At 43.5% G+C, this 21211-nt stretch carries 21 protein-coding genes; 1 reads left to right on the top strand and 20 read right to left on the bottom strand.

Translation table 11 applies throughout. From position 1 onward, the window contains the following. Positions 1-6 precede the first annotated feature (6 nt). From V7201_RS07910 to acpS, 9 genes are all read right to left on the bottom strand, one after another. Positions 7-1017 carry a PP2C family protein-serine/threonine phosphatase gene (locus V7201_RS07910; protein WP_335376246.1) on the bottom strand — a complete coding sequence of 337 codons (1011 nt, stop codon included), beginning with the start codon at positions 1015-1017 and terminating at the stop codon, positions 7-9. An 11-nt stretch (positions 1018-1028) separates the two neighbouring features. Next, entirely contained in the window at positions 1029-1430 is a 402-nt protein-coding gene (locus tag V7201_RS07905) for an anti-sigma regulatory factor (RefSeq protein WP_335376245.1), read from the bottom strand. Positions 1431-1434: 4 nt separating this feature from the next. Continuing rightward, positions 1435-1791, bottom strand: coding sequence for an STAS domain-containing protein (locus V7201_RS07900; protein WP_335376244.1), 357 nt, complete (start codon positions 1789-1791; stop codon positions 1435-1437). Next, positions 1788-2621: an RsbT co-antagonist protein RsbRA gene (locus V7201_RS07895; RefSeq protein ID WP_335376243.1), complete on the bottom strand. Its 834-nt coding sequence runs from the start codon at positions 2619-2621 to the stop codon at positions 1788-1790. Before V7201_RS07895 ends, V7201_RS07900 begins: the two co-directional genes overlap by 4 nt. Positions 2622-3220: 599 nt before the next feature. Continuing rightward, positions 3221-3571: a type II toxin-antitoxin system endoribonuclease NdoA gene (gene ndoA, locus V7201_RS07890; RefSeq protein WP_041967053.1), complete on the bottom strand. Its 351-nt coding sequence runs from the start codon at positions 3569-3571 to the stop codon at positions 3221-3223. A 4-nt stretch (positions 3572-3575) separates the two neighbouring features. Further along, positions 3576-3857, bottom strand: coding sequence for a CopG family ribbon-helix-helix protein (locus tag V7201_RS07885; RefSeq protein WP_207503024.1), 282 nt, complete (start codon positions 3855-3857; stop codon positions 3576-3578). 219 nt (positions 3858-4076) lie between these two features. Continuing rightward, complete coding sequence (gene alr / locus V7201_RS07880; RefSeq protein ID WP_335376242.1) at positions 4077-5234, bottom strand: alanine racemase; 1158 nt, start codon at positions 5232-5234, stop codon at positions 4077-4079. 371 nt (positions 5235-5605) lie between these two features. Continuing rightward, positions 5606-6619: a LolA family protein gene (locus tag V7201_RS07875; RefSeq protein WP_335376241.1), complete on the bottom strand. Its 1014-nt coding sequence runs from the start codon at positions 6617-6619 to the stop codon at positions 5606-5608. Between the two features lie 187 nt (positions 6620-6806). Beyond that, positions 6807-7160, bottom strand: a complete 354-nt coding sequence (gene acpS, locus V7201_RS07870; RefSeq protein WP_335376240.1) for a holo-ACP synthase — start codon at positions 7158-7160, stop codon at positions 6807-6809. Positions 7161-7263: 103 nt separating this feature from the next. Between acpS and V7201_RS07865 the strand changes: the two genes are divergently transcribed. After that, complete coding sequence (locus V7201_RS07865) at positions 7264-7857, top strand: rhomboid family intramembrane serine protease (protein WP_335376239.1); 594 nt, start codon at positions 7264-7266, stop codon at positions 7855-7857. A gap of 172 nt (positions 7858-8029) precedes the next feature. On the opposite strand, the gene V7201_RS07860 is transcribed toward V7201_RS07865, so the two are convergent. The 11 genes from V7201_RS07860 to V7201_RS07810 all read right to left on the bottom strand — a co-directional run. Further along, positions 8030-9478: a PH domain-containing protein gene (locus V7201_RS07860; protein ID WP_335376238.1), complete on the bottom strand. Its 1449-nt coding sequence runs from the start codon at positions 9476-9478 to the stop codon at positions 8030-8032. Beyond that, positions 9471-9953 carry a PH domain-containing protein gene (locus tag V7201_RS07855; protein WP_335376237.1) on the bottom strand — a complete coding sequence of 161 codons (483 nt, stop codon included), beginning with the start codon at positions 9951-9953 and terminating at the stop codon, positions 9471-9473. Before V7201_RS07855 ends, V7201_RS07860 begins: the two co-directional genes overlap by 8 nt. Positions 9954-10139: 186 nt before the next feature. Next, on the bottom strand, positions 10140-11105 hold the full coding sequence (gene uvsE / locus V7201_RS07850; RefSeq protein ID WP_335376236.1) for a UV DNA damage repair endonuclease UvsE: 966 nt from the start codon (positions 11103-11105) through the stop codon (positions 10140-10142). Between the two features lie 315 nt (positions 11106-11420). Next, on the bottom strand, positions 11421-12896 hold the full coding sequence (locus tag V7201_RS07845) for a DEAD/DEAH box helicase (protein ID WP_335376235.1): 1476 nt from the start codon (positions 12894-12896) through the stop codon (positions 11421-11423). 312 nt (positions 12897-13208) lie between these two features. Then, a complete protein-coding gene (locus V7201_RS07840; RefSeq protein WP_335376234.1) occupies positions 13209-13919 on the bottom strand; it encodes an alpha/beta hydrolase in 711 nt (236 codons plus the stop codon). Positions 13920-14050: 131 nt separating this feature from the next. Next, complete coding sequence (locus V7201_RS07835) at positions 14051-15430, bottom strand: UDP-N-acetylmuramoyl-tripeptide--D-alanyl-D-alanine ligase (RefSeq protein WP_335376233.1); 1380 nt, start codon at positions 15428-15430, stop codon at positions 14051-14053. Between the two features lie 159 nt (positions 15431-15589). Further along, on the bottom strand, positions 15590-16672 hold the full coding sequence (locus tag V7201_RS07830) for a D-alanine--D-alanine ligase (RefSeq protein ID WP_335376232.1): 1083 nt from the start codon (positions 16670-16672) through the stop codon (positions 15590-15592). A gap of 484 nt (positions 16673-17156) precedes the next feature. After that, positions 17157-17576: a universal stress protein gene (locus V7201_RS07825; protein ID WP_335376231.1), complete on the bottom strand. Its 420-nt coding sequence runs from the start codon at positions 17574-17576 to the stop codon at positions 17157-17159. Between the two features lie 86 nt (positions 17577-17662). Continuing rightward, positions 17663-19135, bottom strand: a complete 1473-nt coding sequence (locus V7201_RS07820) for a SulP family inorganic anion transporter (protein ID WP_335376230.1) — start codon at positions 19133-19135, stop codon at positions 17663-17665. 244 nt (positions 19136-19379) lie between these two features. Further along, the gene (locus tag V7201_RS07815) at positions 19380-19763 is read right to left on the bottom strand and encodes a VOC family protein (protein WP_335376229.1); all 384 of its coding nucleotides are present in this window, start codon (positions 19761-19763) and stop codon (positions 19380-19382) included. A 92-nt stretch (positions 19764-19855) separates the two neighbouring features. Next, the coding region (locus V7201_RS07810; protein ID WP_335376228.1) for an adenosylcobinamide amidohydrolase at positions 19856-21211 on the bottom strand (1356 nt) is incomplete at its 5' end.

Here is a 21211-nt window from a genome sequence, read left to right as displayed (position 1 = left end):
ACCGATTTAAACATCTCTTTTTAAAATAATTAAGGTGAAATCATCACGCAATTGGAAATGCTGAAGTTTTTCGAGTTCCCTAAAGATATTATTGACAATTTCCTGAGCATTTAAGTGGATATATTTATTTATATATCCGATCAATGTTTCCTTTTCGATGAATCCTTCTTCCGTTCTGCACTCCGTAACTCCATCAGACATTAAGATCACCATATCCCCAGGATGGATTTCTTTTTCATACTGAGTATACTTAGTTCGCTTGTCTACACCAAGGAGCAAGCCCCTTGCCGTTAGCTCTGTAAATTCCTTGGTAACTGAATCGTAATAGAAACCAGGCTCGTGTCCGGCTGAGGCATAGTAGAAGATATTATTGTCTGGATTAAACATTCCATAGAACATCGTGATGAACATACTTGGATCAACGTTCTGTTCAACTACCCTATTCAGGTTTTCAAGGATACTGCTTGGGTCCAGACGGTTTTCTGGCAGACTGTCCATTGCATACTTGATCATGGACATACATAGTGCAGCCGGAATCCCTTTTCCAATAACATCTGCAATCGCGACACTTATATTGTTGTTTTCATCTTGGACAAAATGGAAATAGTCACCGTTCATATGCTTCGCAGGCACACTAATCGCACCAATATCGAGACCCGGTACCGTAGGGATTTTAGTTCCCAGCAGCGTTTGCTGCACATTTGCGGCTATCTCCATTTCTGATCTTAGTTCCTCCTGCTGGTGCCTTAGGCTTTGGTGTTCTCGGTAAGCAATACCATAGCCGATCATGACCTCAAGGAGGATGTCAAACGAATGCATTAAATCTTCTGGAAGTTCAGGATACATCTCAAGAAGCAAGCTTTTATGAAGGCTTATGATTTCTTCAGGGGCGATTTTATGTTCAATCGACTTACGGCTGAATTTTTGCCCTGCATATAAAGCTTGTTCCGATTGCTCTTTAATATAATTGTCGAGAATATCCCGATACTTTGATTCCATCATTTCTCGGAATTCCATATTGTTTCCCCCTAACGGAGCCATTTAGTTGCTCTTATCTGTGTTCCTTCTCCTGGAGTTGACTCGATATCGAATTCGTCCATGAGTCTTTTTACTCCAGGAAGGCCGGCTCCAAGTCCTCCTGATGTGGAAAAGCCATCTTCCATGACCTGGCGTATTTCTTTTATTCCTGGGCCGCTATCCACTGCATTGATTCGCAATCCCGCTTTTCCGCCGTCGTACAATTTATCGATGCAAATTTGCCCTTTGCCGGCGTATAAATAAATATTCCTGGCCAATTCACTGATGGCGGTGGTGATTCTGGCCTGGTCAACTGTCCCAAAACCAAGCTCTTTCGCAACATTACGGCCAAGCTGGCGCGCTGCTACGATGTCCCATTCGTTTATGATCGTAACGCAGGATTGGATGTCCATTCACCTATTCCCCCAATTCCTGTTGTAATTTCTCCAAACCTTTTTCTAAATCTAATGCAGTTAGGACATCATCAAGACTGATCCCTAATTCAATTAGCGTTATGGCAACAGCAGGCTGGATTCCGGTAATGACAACAATCGCGCCCATAAGCTTGGACATATTGATTACGTCCCCAAGAACTTTGGCAATAAACGAGTCAATGAAGTCTATTGACGTTAAATCAATGACCACGCCATTGGCGCTTGTTTCATGTATTTTATGGAGCAAATCCTCTTGGAATTGAAGAGCAGTCTGGTCGTCAAGCTCCCATTGAATGGAGACCAACAGGCAATCATTCAGCTTAAGGATAGGTATTCTCACTTAGCTCCCCCCATAGAAACAATTTTTTTATTTGTCAGCTCAAGAGCTGCTTCTATCCCTTTTTTGAGGTTATTCTTTGTTGTAAACTGGTTCAAATCAATACCCAGATTCACGATCGTCTGTGCGATTTCGGGACGGATCCCTACGAGCATGCACTTAGCACCAATCAGCCTGACCGCATCCGCAGCCTGGATAATATGATGCGCTACCATCGTATCGACAACTGGTACACCAGTAATATCAATTAGGACAACTTCGGAACGATGTTTGACAGCACCCTTCAGCAAATTTTCCATAATTTGCTTTGCTCGTTCCGTATCAATTGTACCTACAAGCGGCATGACTGTGATTCCTTCGAAAACCGGAATCAATGGTGCTGATAGCTCCTGAAGGGCAATTTTCTGCAAAGAAACCGTTCTTTCCCATGTTGATGAATATACGCTGACAATTTCATTGTTCATCGGCGTTGCCCAACGGTCAAATTCATACACTACTTCCATCTGGTTTTCCTTTGTAACAATTCCTTCGTTTTGCATGCCTTCAAAAACAATTAAATTGAAAGTATGGAGACCCTTCGTCACGAATGTCAAAGGCCAGCCAAGCCTGACGACCTTTTCAGCAAAATCCGTCAGTTTATTATGGTATTCTTCATTCGAACCTTTAAAATTTGAAATGATCAAGTCGATGAATTCTTTGCTGGCGACAGTAAAAACCCGGTCTGAAACAAGGCGTACTACTCGTTCATCGGCTTCTTCTCTTGTTCTATTTATCCATTCATCCAGAATCTCCTGCTTATGAGACTGAATGTAATTTGAAATGGTATTGTTCATTCGATCCTCTCCATTCTATCACACAAAAATTTTATATTACCCTCTTCCGTCCAAATGTAAACCAATCTTAAAAATGTAAAAATTTATTCATAAGATCAATGTTTATATCTCCATTTAATGATAACAGACTACGTTCGTCAAATAAAATCAACTTGTCGACAACGCTCCTTTATAGCTATTTTACACTATTTACCAATACCAAAAGGGAGCTTTAAGGAGACTACTTCCAATTATTTTCAGAAAAATACAATCCTTTAAATAAAGCACAAGTTTTCTAACATCCAATGGACAAAAAAGTTATTTTTACTATTCCTTATTTTTGAGCTTTATATGAGCAAGCAGACTTTCACACATTAAAGCGGTGGGGGTCTGACCCCCACCGCTTTAACGCGTTAACCAACCGGGGGTCTGGCCCCCAATGCGTTAATGCGTTAATTTGGTTTTGCTGATAAGTGCATATAAAAAAAGAGACAAGCCTTCATGGCTTGCCTCCACACAGAACACATCCGTTTATTTTTATGGGTTATGTAAAGGACCTGGATTCCAGGCCAAGTGATTCGGGTTACAAAAAAACGCTCTTACACAGAGCGTACTTTAAATTAAAATTCAATAAGACCTAAACTTACTTGAAGGGCTTCATCCACTTTTTCCATCATTTCGTCATCGAGATGGGTAATTTTATCGGTTAGGCGCTGTTTGTCGATTGTGCGAATTTGTTCCAATAATATAACCGAGTCTCGTTCAAAACCGTACCGCTTCGCATCAATTTCAACATGAGTCGGAAGCTTCGCTTTTTGGATTTGAGCTGTGATCGCTGCGATAATGACTGTGGGACTAAACCGATTCCCGATGTCGTTTTGGATGACCAGTACAGGGCGGACTCCGCCTTGCTCTGAACCAACAACTGGGGATAGGTCCGCAAAATAGACGTCACCACGTTTGACAATCAAGGGATTATCCTCCGCTGACTAGACGTTCAACTGTGTGTTCTGCCTCGTATTCTGCTTGAAATGCCTCAGATGCAATGGTCAGATTAATTTTGGCCATTTCCATATAGCCACGTCTCATGGATTCACGAATTTGTCTCTTTTTCTTCTCACGCAAATACATTTTTGTAGCCTGATAAATAAATTCGCTGCGGTTTACGTTTTCCTGCTTAACAAATCCATCTAATTCGCTTAATAGATGCTGCGGTAACTTTACCAAAATCTCAGTTGTTGCGCTGGATTCAGACACAAACATACACCTCCACCATCATCACTACATACCGTTATTAAGTTCTTTATCTCTCTACCATTTCTAATATTATCACTATTTATCCCAGATGCAAAGGCTAATCAGCAATTCTTCTGTATTATCCGCCAAAAAAATAGGGTTTTATGCATGGTTTTAGGCGAAATAAACATGATTGTTAATATTTGGATAAAACAACCCTAATTCAAGGGTTGTATTTCTCTAAAGCAGTGAATTGTTCAAATCCACTATTTTACCTTGTTGTTTGTAAATCCTCGGTACACGTGAGGAGATGATGCAAGGAACTTCATAATTGATTGTTTCCAGCCTTTTCGCAATTTCATTGATGGAAATTATCTCTTCCCCTTGTTGCCCAATCAAGGTGGCAATCGTCCCTACAGGAACCTCTTCAGGCAGCCTGACCATGCATTGGTCCATGCAGATACGCCCGATGATCGGAGAGCGTTTGCCATTTATCAGCACTTCCTGCCCCTGAAGCCTGCGGATCCAGCCATCAGCATAACCGATCGGCAATGTTCCGACCCAAATATCTTCAGTCGCTTCATAGGTTGCCCCATAACTTACCTTCTGGCCCTTTTCAAGTTTTTTCACATGCACAAGCCGGGAATGGAGGGTGAACGCTTCATTCAATCGAACTGGCAGCTCTGGTTCAATCTCCAATGAAGGCGTTAATCCATACATAGCGATACCGGCCCTGACTGCACTGAATTGTGCCTCTGCATGCATGAGGGCAGCTGCGCTATTGCTGCTGTGTACACATGGAGGGAGCTCATCCAGCGTCCCGAGCAATTCTTTAAAAAGGCTGAGCTGTTCCTTAAAGTACGTTTCATCCAGTTCATCCGCTGTTGCAAAATGCGTATATACTCCATGAAGCTCGAGCCGCGAATCTTCCCGGATCGACTTTTCAATTGATTTCAGTTCTTCTGCTGACCGTATGCCGATCCGGCCCATGCCTGTATCTATTTTTATATGAAGAGAAATGGAAGCTTCACCTTTAAGAACTTCGCGTGCTGTTGCCAGCCATTCCTCTTGGAAAACGGTTAGAATGACATCTTCCTCCGCAGCAATATTAACGTCCTCAGGCCGGCTTGCGCCAAGCACCAGGACTGGGGCTGTTATCCCTTTTTTCCTTAACGCAAGAGCCTCGTCCATAAACGCAACTGCCAGCATGGATGCTCCCGCCTCCAGCGCTGCTTCTGCTGTTTGTGAATCCCCATGCCCATATGCGTTCGCCTTCACTACCGCTATAAAATCAACCTCTTCAGGCAGGTGAGCTTTAATCGCCTTCACATTTTCTTTAATATAATCCAAATCCACCTCTGCCCATGTATCACGGTAAAAAAATCCTTGCTCCTCCACCGAAACTCCACTTCCTTCAGACCGAACATTTTATTTATTTTACCATTATCGAATTCCATCGGTTCAATGTCAAATGGTTAATATAGTTTGTGGAGAAAGACCCTTGTTTTCATAAAATTCAATCGTTCGTATCAAATCCACTTACATTTGCCTACTTTTTACCTCAAGCAATAGTTCAGCAGAGACAGCAGGAGATAAGATATTCCGGAAATTCTTCTTTTATTCCGGAATCCCCGGCATTTATTCCGAAAAAATCTAATTTATTCCGAAAACCATCTCGTTTATTCCGAAAAAAATGGATATTTTCCGAATACCAATTCCACCCAAATAAAAAACAGGCTCAGGTTGCTCTGAGCCTGTTGTTCGGGTTCTTATTTTTCCATGTCTGCAACTACTGATTTTGCTACCATTTCTAATTCTTCTGGTGACAAGTCGGCAGAAGCCAGCATATAGTCTACCCCGAGGTGAGTCCAAGAAATCGATGTTTCTGTCATGGCGCCGATTGTAAACCCGAGGTCAACTGGATGGCCGGTCACATTGATTGGAGAAGACATAGCTGGCAATGCGTCCGCTTTCTCCTGGATCAAGGTGAAGGACTTGTCGCCGTCGTATGTCAATACGACTCGCTTGCCATTCTCAGTTGTGATTTCCTTTTCATCCACTAATGTGACGCCTGGAATTTCAGCCATTGGATACTTGACTGTGAATGCCTTGTCATTGACATCTGCCATAACCGGCACTTCAAGCTGCACACGCGTCATGTTTTTCTTCATGTCAAATGCGTCTTTATCAAAGCTTGCATCGAATTTAACCTCTGAGAATTCCACTGTAACAAGTGAGTTGCGGTCAGGATCCATTACCTTCACGCTTACCGGTGATAGATTCTTTTTATTCAGCTTGATTTCCTGGATCGGAAGCATCTTATTGTTTTGGTACCTTGTTTTCGTTTCAAAAACATAATGGTTCTTTGTTGCTGAGAACTTCGCTTGTTTGTCCTCAAGGATATCTGTGATTAAAGATTCGTATAAGTACGCCTGGCTGCTGTTTTTCGGCCAGTCGCTCTGGAATCGGAAGCTTTTGTTCAGCGCAGGTGTCAAAACAAAAACTCCTTCTTCATTGCGAAGAATCATCTGGCTTTGGTCTTTCTGGGCATTCTTCAGGTTCACACGGTAAAATGACGGATCTTTGTGCCAAATTTCCACCTCATACACCTGAGGTTCCGTACCCATCTGCAATGTCATTTTTGCCTTAGCCTTGTAACTCTTTAAATCATTGAGCGTTCCATCCAACTCCTTAACCACAGATTCCTGTGATTTTGTACCGCAGGCAGCCAGAGCAAAAATAACCATGAGCCCGGCGAGAAGCAGCAACAACCTTTTCTTCATTCTTCCAACCCCTTTTAGTCTCATTTAAACGTGTAAAGGGAAAGAAAGGACAGGAATAAGACACTGGCTGCAAATTGCCTGAGTTGTCTCGTTGCAGCCATGTTCCCGCCGCCTAGCCTTGTCTCCCTTACTGCATTATGAATATATGAGACAACCTGGGTGAATATGACCAAGCGATGACAAGCTTTTAATTTTTTTCAATGATGACCTGCGCAATCGCATACTGCTCACTATGGGATATCGAAAGGTGGACTCCCTCCATCATCGGCTTCGTCACGGTTGGACGGCCCTGGAGATCCGCTTCGATTTCAATATCAAGGAAGGATAATTCTTTGCCGATGCCCGTCCCTTTAGCTTTTGAAAAAGCTTCCTTCGCAGCCCAGCGGCCAGCAAGAAATTCTGCTCTTCTTCGCTCGTTATATGTACTGTAAATGGTCTTTTCTTTTTCCGTAAGCACTCTGTCAGGGAAACGCGGCTGGGATTCAACCAACTTCCTGATCCGGCCTATTTCAACAATGTCAACGCCAGTTCCTATGATCATTTTTCATGCTCCTTCTAAAAAAGATACATTCTGCATACAAAATATTGTACAACTATCTGAGATTAAGGATAAGCTTTATATATTAGTACCCAGGAGGTTCGGCATGTTTACGAGAACTGAAAGCTTTCGTGATTTCATCAGATATTACCCAATTGTTACATTGGTTATCTCTATCCATATCTTATTATATTTGGTCACTACCATACCATTCTTCCCAAGCAGATACCTATTCGAGCTGCTTTCGGGAGTTAATTTGTACATTGTAAATGGTGACTACTGGCGGCTGGTCACTCCGATTTTCATGCACTCCGGCTTTGCCCACATGCTGTTTAACAGTTTTTCACTCGTCCTTTTTGCGCCGGCCCTTGAACAATTGCTTGGAAGAACGAAATTCATCCTGCTTTATTTAGCTACAGGAATCGCCGCAAATGTCGCCACCCTGTCACTTGAGCCATTAACGTATACACATGTAGGTTCAAGCGGAGCCATCTTTGGGTTGTTCGGTTTCTATATCGCGATTATCTTTTTCCGCAAAGCCATGATGTCCAGGGAAAACTCCCAGACAATCATGACCATTGCCATCATTGGAATAGTCATGACCTTCGTCCAATCAAACATTAATATCACCGCCCATATTTTCGGTTTGATTGCCGGATTCCTGATTGGCGCTGCTATTTTCAAAAACCGCATGACGTAAAAAAAGCGCCGGATTGGCGCTTTTACTTATGGATAAGAATGAATAAAATACACTTCGAGAATTGTCCAGCTCCAGCGCTTGTCGGACTTGCACAGGATGTGCTGAGGGCGACGTTGCCACAGGACGTGGCGTAGTTAGCCGCCGTTCCTTTTACAAGGCGCTTGCGCTTTTCTTATTCTGCAGCTTCATGCGAATACCAATGATAAATCGCCTCGGCATCCTTTTTCTCAAGGTCGATAACCTTGCCCCCTGATCCGCCATGGCCTGATTTCACGATGGCCTCAACGGTTGCCAGCTTCTTTTTTCGCTGGAAAAAGCTTTCCTTGACGCTAAAGGACTGGACTTTATTTTTCCTCATAAAAACGGTGTTCTTCACAATACGGCGGTAGCGGAATGTCAGCATCCCGTTGTCTATGCCCCAGCCTGCATCCTTAAAATTCAAGAATGACCATAGTGCAGAAACCACAAGCAGAATAAGCGCTGCGTATCCCCACGGCCTGAAAAACCAAATGGCCGCTAGGATGAAAGGAAAAACGAGAATCCAGCTCTTGAATAAGTATCTGCCATACGATCGTGAAGGCGCAGGCGTTAGTTCATTCCGAAACTGGTAATCCGTCAAATAAGGTTCGAGTAAATCCGGGATCTGCCTTTTTTTTACAATTGGAAGAATGATGACCTTTGAGCTTTCATGATCAAGAGCAGAGCCTCCTGCACTTTCAATGTAGGCTGCGGCGTAGCCAAGCGGCTGCCTGATCAAGTTTTCACTGATCCGTACTGCCTGGATGCGATTCAAAGGAATCGTAAATTGCCGCTTCTCAAGCAGCCCCCTAGTAATCACGAGGTCGTTATCCACTTTCCTTACGGTAAAATTCGCGTATTTCAGCATCGTGCCAAAAAGAGCGATGATCCAAGCCAGCAAAAACCCTGCAAATACAACGAAACTGACAAATACGAATCCGCTTTTAACGAAAGATTCTACACCATCAAAAATTTGTTCATAAGGGATGAATTCTTCGAACTGAAAAACAAAAGCCATTACAGCTGAAATAACGACACCGACTCCCCCCGAAGTTGAAGCGAGCATCAGCAATTCTTTTATCGAGATTTTATAAAGAACGTCTTCACTAGCTTCCTGTTCCTGTTCGTCATGAACCAGCCTGTCAGCCCTTTTGATTGAGACTAAATAATTATGTATTTCTTCTGCATCTTGCTTTGTGATCGCGGTCAGGACCGCCTCTCCATCCTGAAGTCCCATTCCACCTGACCCAGCTGTCTCAACTTTCACCTTCACAAGGCCGAACATTCTCTGTAAAATTCCCTCTGATGAATCAAGGCTCTGGATTCTTTCAAAAGGAATATAACGCTTTTTGCGCACGATTAACCCATATTCGATTCTAAGTTCCCCTTGCTCGATGCGATAGGTGAACCTGTACCAGGTCAGAACCCCGTACACGAATACAAGCACAACAGCAGCGATCGATCCGTAAAAATAAAAATGATCCCATTTCGTCCCACTGCTTCCAAACACCACGAATAGCAGAAACGGGATAATCAATTCCTTCAGCTGACGAAGAGCATTGACAACGGCAGCAACGGGGTGAAGTCTTTTCGGTTCAGACATCTTCATCCGCCACCCTTGCCAGCCTTGAGATGGAAGTCCTCAAGTTCTCCGCTTCCTCCATATCAAGCGCAGGTATTTCATGCACCGTCGCAGCCGTGGAAACCGTTACTGTCGATAACCGGTACTTCCTCAGCAGCGGACCTTGCTGGGTATCAACATGCTGTACTCGAATCATCGGAATTAATGTTTTCTTTATAATAAATACCCCGTACTGAAGTTCTATCTCCTGCTCCCTGACCTCATAACGCCAGCGTTTCCAGCGAAGAGTCGGCAAGAAAAAAATGAATAAATAGCTATATAATGCTGCCACCATCAAGGCAGCCCCAATAATCCAATAAGGCCAATCAAATAAAACAGTCAAAGTGATCAGACCGCCCGCTATAAGCCAGACCACCAAAGAATGGAGGCAAGCAGATATTTTCCAGACAGTCAAAGCCCGCTCGGAAATACGCTTCTGCGGTTCAGAAATCGTCATAAAACAACCTCCTGCTTTTCCAATTAATAGCACCTTCCTAAGTATACAACATGAATACTTTAGTTGGGCATTAATTTCAGGTGACCGGTGTGTTTTAGGATTTGGAGTCAGCATATTTGGGTGGAAAAGGCAGGCAGTTCTTCGTGCTGGCAGAATGCGGGCAGAATCCTATACGGAAAAACGGCTTTATTTTAAAAGAAAGCTGCTGGCATCAATCGCTTCTACATCCGGAATCTTCTTTAAGTCCTCCGCAAGCTGGAATAAGGCGAGGTCTTTCTTTTTTGCTTCGATCATGCAATGAATTTCGGGCACTGAGCCCTTTATGCGGCGGAGGAAATCCATGAACATTTCAACATCCACATATTCGGCATGTGCCCTGAATTCTTTTTCAGACCGTGGGCTGGATATATGCATTTTCACAGGAAGCTTGGAATGCTCCCAAGTACCAACGACACGTTCCCACTGCTCCTGCCAATTGATGTCCTCATGATGCGCCAGATGATGGTGGTAATCGAAAACAAGCGGGATGCCCAGTTTTTCACAGAGATAAAGCGTGTCGTGAAGCGTGAAGGATGTGTCGTCATTCTCAAGGATGATCATGCTCTGCAGCCTAGTTGAAACAAGTCCCCAGTTATGGATGAACTGCTCAAGCGCCTTATCCTTATCTTCATAGACCCCGCCAACATGCAAGACGCAGCGGTGCTCTGGATCAATCCCCATCCCTTTCAGCAATGCATGGTGCATCGCAAGAGTCTTGACCGAATTATTGAGCGTGTCTGTTTTGAGAGTATTCAGCAGCACAAAATGATCCGGATGGAAATCCACACGCATCGGATTCTTTTTTAAAAAATCGGCTATGTCCTGCAATGGCTCTTTTAACGCACGCATGAATTTCCAATCTGAAAGCTCCTCGTGATTCGCAAGCGGAATCAACCTCGAACTCAGCCTGAAAAAATGAATCTCATTCGCCTTGCTGTGCCTCAAAAGACGCAGGCAATTTTCCAGGTTTGAGACCGCAATCCTTTCAAGCTTATTGATCGCCGCTTCCCGGTCCTTGATTGCCTGGAATTGTTTAAATGTCATCGTCTGCGACGGAGACGCGTTCTTCAGTTCCTCACTCATCGCAACGTAACCAAGTCTCACAATCGTCATATCCGGCTGCACCTCACCCGTTTTTTAATGGTAGTATGCCCAACTGAATGGTTGAATTTCTTGATTAAGTTCTGAAACTCTCAACTTCAGATTTAAAATTGGAAAAAAACCTTGGTTTTTTCCAGTTTGCGGGATTTCGACAAATTTTTGCGGAAATGAAGTGAACTTTCGCGGAATAGCTCGCTGTTTTTGCGGAATTAAAGTGGATTTTCGCGGAATACCTTCTTTGATATTACTCAAAGCATCATCAACAATATCATTAACCTATAAAAAATCCCCGGTTTTATAAAAAACCAGGGATTTACATTGTTTTATTTATCTTGGTGATCTAGATTTAAAGCCGCCGCCTTCTCTGCTGCCGCCGGAGCGCTTAGCGCCGCCAGATCTTGGCTTCAAAGGTGGCTTCTTGCGTCCGCCGCCGCCGCTGTTAGAATCGTATCTTCTGCGGTCTTGTGGTTTTTTGTTTCTGTTTGGAAGAGGCTTTTCTTCAGTCAGCTTGACAGGAGTCATATCTGGCTCTTTTGTCAGCATTTTCAATACAGAAGCAACAACTGTTTGAGCATCGTGGTTTCTTAGAAGCTCATCTGCTGCCTGACGGTAGTATTGAAGGTTGTTTGACTCGATTGTCTGAGTAATCTTGTCAACAACTGCTCTTTGCTGGCCTTCTAGTGCTTCATCCAATGTTGGAGCTTTCATCTTTTCCATGCGCTTCTTAGTTGTTCTTTCAACTACCTGCAGGTAAGATTGCTCTCTAGCTGTAACGAAAGTGATTGCCATACCCGTTTTACCAGCACGGCCAGTACGTCCGATACGGTGTACATAGCTTTCAGGATCCTGCGGGATGTCAAAGTTGTAAACATGCGTTACACCGGAAATATCAAGTCCACGTGCTGCAACATCTGTCGCAACTAGAACATCGATAGAACCTTCTTTGAACTTCCTAAGAACAGACATACGCTTAGCTTGCGTAAGGTCTCCGTGGATTCCTTCAGCCGTATAGCCACGCAGGTTCAATGCTTCTGAAAGCTCATCAACACGGCGCTTTGTACGACCGAAGATGATTGCCAATTCAGGAGATTGGATATCAAGAAGGCGTGTAAGGACATCGAATTTATTCTTTTCTTGAACTTCAACATAGAATTGCTCGATTGCAGGAACCGTCATTTCTTTCGCTTTTACACGAACGATTTGCGGATCATTCATGAAACGCTCAGCAATCTTCTGGATTGGGCCAGGCATTGTAGCGGAGAACAACAATGTTTGGCGTGCGCCAGGGATTTTAGCTAAGATTTCTTCGATATCTTCGATAAAGCCCATGTTCAGCATTTCGTCTGCTTCATCAAGGATGACCGTTTCAACGTTGCTTAGGTCAATTGTCTTTCTGTTGATGTGGTCAAGAAGACGTCCTGGTGTACCAACGATAATATGCGGGCCTTTTTTCAATGCACGAATCTGGCGGCTAATATCCTGTCCGCCGTAAATCGCAAGAACGCCTACTCGCTTGCCTGCACCGATTTTATATAATTCTTCAGAAACCTGGATTGCCAATTCACGAGTTGGGGCAATGATGATTCCCTGGATATTGTGGTTTTCCTTTTTGATCTTTTCAACTAGAGGAATACCGAACGCTGCAGTCTTACCAGTACCTGTCTGTGCCTGGCCGATTACGTCTTTATTTTCTAGGCTGATCGGAATCGTCTGCGCCTGAATAGGAGTTGCTTCCTCAAAACCCATATTCTTTACAGCTTTTAACGTTGCGGGGCTAATGCCCATCTCTTGGAACATTGTCAACTTTGCTCATTCTCCTTTATATTCACATATACTTTTATTTTAAGTGGCTGTTTAAGTATGATCCAAACCATTTCTGATTCTGGTTAGTTTATTGTACCGTTTTTTGGCAAAATAGGTGCTAGCACCTTGGTTTTAAGCAGGGCTGAATCAGCATTGTAATTAGTACGCTGAAGCACAGAACCTGAAATATTAGCAAAAAAAGACATTCTCCAAACACGGGAGTATGTCCGCTTAAAGGATTTTCTCAGATAGACACTCAATATTTATCATACCATCTTTAGGAAGGAAAAGCAATTTTTGTGGAAGACCCTTTTAAGTGCTCATTCCCTTTCTTTGCCTGGAAGTTAAAAAATCGTACACTTCCTCGAAAAGCTGTTCCTTTTCATCACAGTGACAGATCAGATGTTTGGAGTTTTTATAAAAAATCAGCCGCTTTTGTGCAGACCCAATATTTTCATATAAATACTGGGCACTTTTTGGAGGAACGATACCATCACTCTCTCCCTGTGCTATTAATGTTGGGACCTTCACATCATTGAGAATAGGCTTAATTTTAGTAACGAGCCTGCGAAACTGCAAGGTAGCGGTCATGGGTGTTTCTTTAATTTTTCGCATATAACGCCGGAATAGTTCATTTTCCTTCAATTTTCCCTTAACTGTATCTTTCATCATTTCTCTGACGTCGACTGCGAGCTGCTTAGGGTTGACATAATAGGCAGCGGCGCTGAGCAGGACGAGTTTTTCTACCGGATAGTTCGTTGCAAGATAGCTTGCGATCATACCACCCATTGAAAAACCGACGACATAAACAGTATCGCATTCCTTCAAGAGCATTTTCAGCTCTTTTTCGGCATGGTGAATCCACTGATCATATGTGATACCTTTTAAACTGAGCTCTTCACCATGTCCAGGAAGCGTGGGGACAGCTATTTTCCAGTCCGTTCTTTCTTTTAACGACTGAGCAAGGGGCTCTACTTCATATGGAGCCCCGGTAAATCCATGGATTAAAAGACAACCTATCATAACCAATCACCCATTAGTTTTTCTCGTATTTAATCTTTCCCCATTTTAAATCATTTAACCCTTAAAATCCTATAATAACGACTCCGTATAAACGTAAGAAAGATGCCCTGTTAAGGACATCTTTGATGTTGTTATTTTTGCAGGGATTGTACCACTTCTTCCAGCTTCATTCCGCGGGAAGCTTTTACAAGGACAATCGTTTCGTTCGTGACGTGTTTTTTCAGTTCGTCGCTTAAAGCTTGTTTATCCTGGTACGCAAACACCTTTTCTTCACCAAGCACTTCTCTTGCTCCTTTGGCAATCATTTCACTAAGCTTGCCGTAAGTGAAGACAAAGTCGATTTTTTCGCCATCTAAGGATGTTCCCACTTTATAATGGTACTCTTCCTCAAGCGGCCCAAGCTCAAGCATATCTCCAAGGACAAGAATCTTCCGGCTATAGCCAGTCAGGTTCGCAACCAGATCAATTGCAGCATTCATTGAAGTCGGGCTGGCATTATAGGCATCATTGATGATCTTCTCGCCTTTTGCTCCTTCCGAGAGCTCCATCCTCATATTCGTCAGCTTAAGTCCGGCAAATCCCTCATTCATTTTTCCAAAAGGAACCCCGAGGAACTCAGCCGCAAGCATCGCTGCCAGCGCATTCAAAATGTTATGTTTGCCGAGAACTGGCAATTCGAAAGTTTCATCACCTTGATTCGTTTTGAACCTGCTTCCATTTTCCGTCGGTTCGACGCTGACAGGATAAAGGTCATTTACAGAGCTTGATCCAAATGTTTTCAGATTGCCTGTTCCATTATAATCCTTGAACCTTTCCTGGAGCAGCGGCTCGTCGCCATGAAAAATAATCAAGCCGTTTTCGCGCAGCCCGCTGATAATTTCAAGCTTCGCATCCGCGATCGCTTCCCTTGAACCTAGGTCAAGCAAATGGGATTCGCCAATATTCGTGATGATGACAGCGTCAGGACGGCCCATTTCTGTTAAAAATTCAATTTCCCCCTTGTTGCTCATGCCCATTTCAAGCACAGCAACCTCTGTATCTTCCCTGAGGCGGAGAAGCGTCAGCGGCAGGCCAAGGTGGTTGTTGAAATTGCCTTCCGTTTTCTGAACCTTGAACTTTAATGCCAGCAAATTCGCTGTCATATCCTTCGTCGTTGTTTTCCCGTTGCTGCCTGTAATCCCGACTACTTTGATATCGAGTGAATTGCGGTAGCTCCTAGCCAGCTCCTGCAAAGCCACCGTTGTATCTTCAACGATGATAATTGGCAAATCATCAGGAGGATTCGGCACATCCTTTTGCCATAGTGCAGCTGAAGCACCGCCATTTGTAATCGCATCTTCTACAAATTTATGTCCATCTGTCCTTTCCCCTTTGAAAGGAATAAACAGATTGTTCTCTTCGATTTTTCGGGTATCGATTGTAACACCCTTAACCATTACATCACCAAAACGGCTGACATCGTTCAAAGCGCCCGCCATTTTAGCAATTTCCGCTAATGATTTTTGAATCATGATAACTTCCTCCCATTGACAGCAAAAATGAAGGAACACGGCTAAAAAAGCAAATCGCTTCCCCTGCCGTGTTTCCCTTGAAGTAAATACCCCACCGCGTTAAAGCGCCGGGGGTCTGACCCCCGGTGCTTTAACGCGGTAATCTAATGCGATGCCGCATTAAAAAGTATACTTGATTTTTTGTTTTTCGGTGTGGCGTTCGATTGCCAGGTTTACTAATTTTTCGATTAGCTGCGGGTACTCGACTCCTGTGTGCTTCCATAGCAGCGGGAACATGCTGAATGGTGTGAAGCCAGGCATTGTGTTGACTTCGTTGATCAGGAATTCTCCTTCTTTTGTAAGGAAGAAGTCTGCACGGACAAGTCCTGAGCAATCAAGCGCTTTGAACGCTGTAACGGCCATCTCTTTGATATCCGCATATTGCTGTTCCGTGATTTCAGCAGGAATGATCATCGCTGTATCGCCATCTTCGTATTTTGCCTTATAATCATAGAAATCCTTCTTAGGAACAATTTCACCGACTACTGAGCATTCCGGCTCGTCATTGCCCAATACGCCGATTTCGATTTCACGCGCAACGACACCCTGTTCAATGATGATTTTACGGTCAAATTGGAATGCTTCTTTGAACGCAGCTTCAAGCTCTTCTTTGTTTGAAGCCTTGCTGATTCCAACACTTGATCCAAGGTTTGCTGGCTTTACAAAGCATGGATAACCAAGTCGTTCTTCAACCAGGCTGTAAACTTTTTCGTTATCCTTTTCCCATTCGCTGCGAAGGGAAGATACATAATCGACCTGAGGCAGTCCTGCCTGAGCAAAGATGTTTTTCATCAGGACTTTATCCATACCAGCTGCTGATGCTAGGACACCATTGCCGACATAAGGAAGGTTCAATAATTCCAATAGACCTTGTACCGTTCCATCTTCACCGTTTGGACCGTGAAGCAACGGGAAAATGACATCAAGAGTCTGGCTTGATTCTGCACCGCCAGCCTGGAATAATGCTGGTGTAAATGAAGTTGAAGGCAGGTTGGTATCATCAGAAAACGCAAGAGCTTTCACATTTTCAGCCGGAGCGCTCAATTGAGGACCCTTAACCCACTCCCCTTCCTCCGTTATGTATATAGGATAAATTTCGAATTTTTCAAAATCCAATGCTTTTGTTACAGCCAGCGCTGTCTGCATGGATACTTTATGTTCAGCCGATTTGCCGCCGTAGAGCAGCCCGATTCTTGTCTTCATAAAAATTGACCTCCATTATGATTCACTTTTCAATTCTAATAACATTTATGTCGAGTGTCTTAGCCCAGGTTCATCCCGATTAGCCCATTCAGGTCATCCCCATAAACGAATAATCTTTACGTGGCACAGGTCCGGCCATGGCACTTCCGCTTTTTATTTTACCACTTTATATTTTAAGAAGTTAAATGTTATCAATTTTTAATATTAGTTCCCCAGCTATACTATTTCCTCTTTTATTTATATGAAACCTAAAGCTTAGTTTAATACCTGGCTATAGAGAAACAAAAGTACTTTTATTGCTCCATTTCTAGGAAAAGAACCCATTTTCCCTGTATAAAATACCATATGAATCAATTACTAATTCCGTGAAAATGGAATTCTTCAACACAAGGAAAAAATTCGAGGCAGAACTTCATGAAGTTGAAGAAACAAATCTCTGCCAGTTGAGATAAAAAAAACCCGCAACTAGGCGAGTTCATCAAAATTATTTAACAATCATCACCGGTGCTTTTACTCGTTTCGCGACTTTATGGCTGACGCTGCCAAGCACCATTTCCTGAAGGCCATTCAATCCTCGGCTTCCGACTACCACTACATCAAAGTCATTCTTATTAGCATATTCAACAATTGCCGGACCAGGTTCGCCCAGTAATTTTTCCAGCTTAAAGTTCAAATCTTCACTGTTAAACAGGCTTGTCACTGGCTGGAGTCTAAGTCTTCTTTTTTCCTCTACTACAGAACGATCTGGATTGTGGAGGATATCTTCCTTCGATGTTTGTCCATCGATGACGTAAACTACGGTGATTTCACTATCGCCGCTTAATTTTGCCAGTTCTGCGGCTTTTTTTGCCGCTCGCACAGAATGGTCAGAACCATCTGCCGCGAGTAAAATTTTATGAAACATCGATACTCTCCCCCTGCCTATGAATCTATTATCTAATATATAAAAGAAAGCACGCTGAATAGTCAACGTGCTTTTCCAAAATTTATTTAATGCCCGGAAAGCTTGGCGCCTTCCTGTTTATGAACAGCAAGTTTATCAATCAAGTGAGAACTTGGCTCATTCAAGCCATGCAAACGGACTACCGTCCCATTCTCTCTTAATTTCAGGACAATTTTATCAATTGCCGCAACGGCTGAATCATCCCATACATGTGCATGAGTGAGGTCAATTACTACTTCTTTTGCTGTTTCTTTAAAATCGATGGAGGCAATCAAGTCTGTTACGGAAGCAAAAAACACCTGACCTGTTATAAAATAAGTGCGTCGCTCTGCAGCTATATCATAAGTGGAGTTGACCTTCACCTTGGAGATCTTCGCTACAAAGAAAATCGCACTCAGGATGATACCGGCAAAGACACCCTTTGAAAGATCGTGTGTGAATACCGTGGTAACAGTACTTGTCACCATAACAATGGAATCCGTAACTGGATTTTTTGCCAATCCTTTAATCGAGGACCAGTCGAAGGTACCAATTGACACCATGATCATCACTCCAACAAGTGCTGCCATCGGAATTCTGACGACAAGATCACCTAAAACAATGATCAGGAACATCAGGAATGTACCAGCCACGAATGCAGACAGCCTGCCTCGGCCGCCAGACTTAACATTGATAACGGATTGACCGATCATTGCACAGCCCGCCATGCCGCCAAAGAATCCAGCAACAATATTCGCAATCCCCTGGCCGCGGCTCTCCTGGTTCTTATTGCTTTCTGTATCTGTCATATCATCAACAATCGAAGCTGTCAGCAATGATTCCAGCAGGCCGACCATTGCCAATGCAATGGAATATGTAAAAATAATTTTCAAAGTTTCAAAGTTAATAGGTACATTTGGGAAAAAGAATGCTGGCAATTCAGAGCTCAGCTTTCCCATATCCCCAACAGTTCTTACATCACTATTTGTCATCAGCGCAATGATTGTGATCACGATAATGGCAACGAGCGGTGAAGGGACTGTCTTCGTTACTCGCGGAAAAAGATAGATAATCGCAAGAGCACCTGCTACCATCGCATACATGACCCATGTAGCATCGACAAATTGTTCAAGCTGTGCCATAAAAATTAGGATGGCCAGTGCGTTCACAAAACCGATCATGACAGATCGCGGAATGAATTTTGTGAACCTTGCCAGCTTGAAGACACCAAACAGGATTTGCAATATCCCAGTCAGGATGGTCGCGGCAAACAGGTATTGCAGGCCATGATCTTTTACCAGCGTGACCATAACAAGAGCCATCGCTCCTGTTGCTGCAGAAATCATGCCAGGACGGCCGCCAAAAAACGCGATTGTCACGGCAATCGCAAATGAAGCGTAAAGACCGACCATCGGATCAACACCAGCTATAATCGAGAAAGCAATTGCTTCAGGAATCAAGGCAAGAGCGACAACAATACCTGAAAGAATATCGCCTTTAATATTGCCGAACCATTGCTGTTTTATTGTATTTGTATTCAAATAAACACCCCTTATTATTATTTGTGGCTTCCTACTCTCAAGCAAGCCGGGTCCGTTAAAAACAAGAGATATCATAACATAATTAAGGAAATCTACAACCATTAATGTAAGCGCTACTATCATTGCTTCTCTTCTTTTTCCTTCACTTTACGACGTCTTTCATATTTAAAGGTTAAAATTCCATTCATTAACTGGAATTCGATTCCATAAAAAAAATCCCTGCTTAACAGGGATTCATTCTTCTTTAGCCAATCGGCGTACAGATTTCAATATAATGCCCATCAGGATCAGCGGCATAGGCAACTACCTGGCCCCATGGCTTTTCGGTTGGTTCCAATAAAATCGGAACGCCAGCCTTCCGTAATTTTTCTACCGCTCCTTTTACATCCTCTGTCACAAAACCAAGCTCAAAGGTCTGTTCCTTCCCATGTCCATCAGGGATTGGAAGCTTTGTGATTTCCCGGCCGCTTTCCCTTGTGTTCATGGAAAGGACTGTATTGCCTGTTTCATATTCGATATAAGTGCCAAATTCATTTCGAAGCTTCAGGCCAAGCAATTCACCGTAAAAGTGTTTTGTTTTTTCCAAATCCTCAACGTATAAAATAACGTACCCAAGTTTTAAATCCATGATTATCACCTCATCCTATACATTCGTGACCAGTTTCAGGATTCCTTCTTCAACGTTGCAGCTGGATAAATATATCCGCCATTCTTTGTGCTTCAGCTTTTCATTACGGATTGTGCTGATCGATATTTTAAAATTGCTTCCCTTGTACAAGTGTAAATTCCCTGGCTGATCAATTTCCCAAGCGGAGTTGCTGTGCCGGCATAGGATATTAAAGTTCCTTGCTGAGTAGCGGCGATACAAATACTGTCCGTGGAAATTCCGGGTGATGTGCCAGCTGTGCCAGAATGGCTTCCATCCATTTCCTGTAAGACACTCACCTTCGCTTCAGCCGCCGTCATCGCGCTCTGGATAAAAGCTTCCTCGGAAATTTTCCCGTTAATGAACAACCATGTATTGATATTCCGCGGAAGGTCCCTCGACGTGTTTCCTGCTGAGACCAGCACAAAAATCGAAAAATCATCAGCTTCGAAAAGCTCGTAGGAGGCAGTCTCTGCCGGAACAGCGGTCATCATGCCGACCGTCTCACTTGGAAGAAAGCCGTTCTCCTGCAAATATTCCGCCATTTCCGCCTTATGGTCGCTGCAGTCATATTCTGCTGGAACAATCCTGTTCACAAATGAACGATGCCAGCCTATCCCTGCACCGGTTATTCCCGAAGACATCGTCCTTAACGGGATCGGTGACTTGAGGACGATACGGTCATTGCACTTTTTGAGCAGCTCCGAACCGATTTTCACATTTTGTTTCTCACCATCCCCAGCTTCCGGAAGCAACAACAGCTGCGGCTTTGCAATTTCAGGATGTGGATGATTTTTCACTTCAGTTCTATATACCTTCCGAATCCGCTCTTCTTTTAAAACTTCCACAGGAGTATCAACGATTAAGATCTGTCCATTTTCCATCAGCAGCAATCGGTCACAATAAAGCGATGCTAAGTTCAAATCATGGAAAATAGACACAACCGTCAATTCTTCTTCAACGGTCCATTTTTTCAGCAAATCGAGCAGTTCTTTTTGAAATGAAAGATCGAGGTGATTCGTTGGCTCATCAAGCAGAAGGATCTTCGGCTGCTGCGCAAGAGCCTGGGCCAGGAACACCCGCTGTTTTTCGCCTCCTGATAATTCAGCAATGGACTTCCCTTGCAAATGGGTGATTCCCGTCTGGGCCATCACCCTTTTAACAATGAACTCATCGTCTTTCGTCCAGCTGTTCAGCCATCCTTTTTGGTGTGCGTAACGGCCAAGCGATACCGTTTCTTTTACACTGTAAGGAAATGCCTGGTCAGCATGCTGCGGGAGCACTGCCATCAGCCGGGCAAGCTGCTTTGGATTGTAGTCAACCAACGGCCGGCCATCAAGGGCAATACCACCCTTTTTCGTACTCAAAGCACCGGAAATCATTTTTAACAAAGTGGTTTTCCCGCTTCCGTTCGGACCAAGAATGCCAAA

It is taken from the genome of Bacillus sp. JJ1122, from assembly GCF_036964885.1.
Taxonomy (GTDB): Bacteria; Bacillota; Bacilli; order Bacillales; family Cytobacillaceae; genus Mesobacillus.
This window is presented reverse-complemented; position numbering and strand designations above follow the sequence as displayed.

Excerpts from the sequence above, each read along its gene's own strand:
- V7201_RS07910 (WP_335376246.1), bottom strand. The coding sequence starts at position 1,017 with ATGGAATTCCGAGAAATGATGGAATCAAAGTATCGGGATATTCTCGAC.
- V7201_RS07905 (WP_335376245.1), bottom strand. The coding sequence starts at position 1,430 with ATGGACATCCAATCCTGCGTTACGATCATAAACGAATGGGACATCGTA.
- V7201_RS07895 (WP_335376243.1), bottom strand. The coding sequence starts at position 2,621 with ATGAACAATACCATTTCAAATTACATTCAGTCTCATAAGCAGGAGATT.
- V7201_RS07875 (WP_335376241.1), bottom strand. The coding sequence starts at position 6,619 with ATGAAGAAAAGGTTGTTGCTGCTTCTCGCCGGGCTCATGGTTATTTTT.
- acpS (WP_335376240.1), bottom strand. The coding sequence starts at position 7,160 with ATGATCATAGGAACTGGCGTTGACATTGTTGAAATAGGCCGGATCAGG.
- V7201_RS07865 (WP_335376239.1), top strand. The coding sequence starts at position 7,264 with ATGTTTACGAGAACTGAAAGCTTTCGTGATTTCATCAGATATTACCCA.
- V7201_RS07860 (WP_335376238.1), bottom strand. The coding sequence starts at position 9,478 with ATGTCTGAACCGAAAAGACTTCACCCCGTTGCTGCCGTTGTCAATGCT.
- V7201_RS07855 (WP_335376237.1), bottom strand. The coding sequence starts at position 9,953 with ATGACGATTTCTGAACCGCAGAAGCGTATTTCCGAGCGGGCTTTGACT.
- uvsE (WP_335376236.1), bottom strand. The coding sequence starts at position 11,105 with ATGACGATTGTGAGACTTGGTTACGTTGCGATGAGTGAGGAACTGAAG.
- V7201_RS07840 (WP_335376234.1), bottom strand. The coding sequence starts at position 13,919 with ATGATAGGTTGTCTTTTAATCCATGGATTTACCGGGGCTCCATATGAA.
- V7201_RS07835 (WP_335376233.1), bottom strand. The coding sequence starts at position 15,430 with ATGATTCAAAAATCATTAGCGGAAATTGCTAAAATGGCGGGCGCTTTG.
- V7201_RS07830 (WP_335376232.1), bottom strand. The coding sequence starts at position 16,672 with ATGAAGACAAGAATCGGGCTGCTCTACGGCGGCAAATCGGCTGAACAT.
- V7201_RS07825 (WP_335376231.1), bottom strand. The coding sequence starts at position 17,576 with ATGTTTCATAAAATTTTACTCGCGGCAGATGGTTCTGACCATTCTGTG.
- V7201_RS07815 (WP_335376229.1), bottom strand. The coding sequence starts at position 19,763 with ATGGATTTAAAACTTGGGTACGTTATTTTATACGTTGAGGATTTGGAA.